Source organism: Acetobacterium wieringae, assembly GCF_026646375.1.
Taxonomy (GTDB): Bacteria; Bacillota; Clostridia; order Eubacteriales; family Eubacteriaceae; genus Acetobacterium; species Acetobacterium wieringae_A.
Map to the genome: position 1 here is coordinate 1 of NZ_JAIPPU010000050.1, position 1,579 is coordinate 1,579.

Below are 1,579 nucleotides of genomic sequence, written 5' to 3' on the forward strand. Positions count from 1 at the left end.
ACTCAAACTTCGCACATTAAAAACACTTTAAAACGTTGATACAAAAGACTTTTCCTGAAAAATATCCATTCAGGCACAAGGTTTGAGACTACTTTTTATCATTGCCGGCAAATTCTGAAGAAACTGTTCGAGCAACAGGTCCATTTTTTCATCACTGAGTTGAAGAATATCCTGACAAACACTCAGCATCAGCTCAATCAGCAGAAGATAAGACTCCTGATAAGTGATATCAGCCAGTTCATCACATGACCAATAAAACAATTCCCCGATACTGCGCACATCAAGGTTAAACCGATTTTCCAGTGACAGCATCGTGTAGCGGGTAAAAACAATCGCAACATGAGCTGTCTGGGCATCAAAAGACAGTCCTCTGAAGGATTTTGTCAGTTTCAGATAGGACTTGCATACTTTGAAGAAAACCTCGATTGACCAGCGTTTTCCGTAAAGGCGGATGATTTCATCTTCGGAAAGCGTCAGATCGGTTGTAATCAGAACCAGGTAATCATTGCGCTTATTCCGGTTTCTGACAAAGACAAGTCTGACTGGTATGATGCTGTCGTCTTTTTGAATCGCAGCCTCCACTGAGAGCAGGTATCGGGACCGACCCCGGCGTTTTTTGCAGGCTGAATAGATGGCTTTCACTGATTTCTTTTCGCCATCAATAAGATAGTGAATTTTGGGTGTCTTCTTTGCCATGGCAATCACGTCAATCCCCATTTTCTTTACGGCAATCAGGGAGGATGGGCTGCAAAACCAGGTGTCAAACAATACATAGCTGGCGCTGATTCCTGATTGCAGGGCAGACCGGATCAGTTCCAGCATCACTTCCGTCGCTTTGCGTCCCGATTGGCTTCGTCGTCTCGCGGCAAGGCTGCGTTTGTCCAGACGGTCATCCGCTTTGTTCAGAAGATTTTTATCAGTGGTTGATGACAACAGTGAGCTGGAAACCGGAATGAAAGTATTCCCGTCAGACCACCCCAGCGTCAACAGGCGAAATCCTTTTGTATAACGATGCTTCACATGGTCAAAGACGCGGGACAACAGTTCGACATTTTTCGAGCGGTTTCGTTCAAACAGGGTATCATCAACGATCAGAACATTTTCCCGAGATTCATTGGTAAGACGGGTAAGACTCTGATTGGTCACCCGAGCGGCCAGCAACGTGGTAAATTTTTGCCAATGGATTTTGGAGGAGTTCATGAAACGATAAATCGTATCTTTTGAAAACTCCGGACAATGATGATTGGTCACATAATTCATGTACATCGATCGGTTGGTAAAAATGACACTCATCAGATACTCGAAAACCGAAATCACTGAAAAGCCTCTGGTTTTATAGGCGTTGCATCGTTTCAAAAGCAGGCCAACCTGATAATTTCTTAAAAAGCGGGTAACAATTTTTAAATTGGAATTCAAGTCTGCACCGGTTTGTGTTATAATTTTCATAGCATGAGCCTCCAGCTTGTTTGTTTGTTTTTAGCAACTCAATTATAACAAATCTGGTGTTTTCATGCTATTTTTATGCCTGCAACATCGGAATTACGAGGATTTTTGTTGATTATTATGTGCGAAGTTTGAG

Annotated in this window: 1 protein-coding gene; it reads right to left on the reverse strand. The window is 42.9% G+C overall.

All coding sequences use genetic code 11. The annotated features are described in order from the left end of the window. Positions 1 to 69 precede the first annotated feature (69 nt). Complete coding sequence (locus Q7P33_RS17870) at positions 70 to 1,446, reverse strand: transposase (protein ID WP_303872095.1); 1,377 nt, start codon at positions 1,444 to 1,446, stop codon at positions 70 to 72. Between the last annotated feature and the right edge of the window lie 133 nt (positions 1,447 to 1,579).

Bases quoted from the DNA above. Each gene is read 5' to 3' on its own strand.
- Q7P33_RS17870 (WP_303872095.1), bottom strand. From the start codon at position 1,446: ATGAAAATTATAACACAAACCGGTGCAGACTTGAATTCCAATTTAAAA.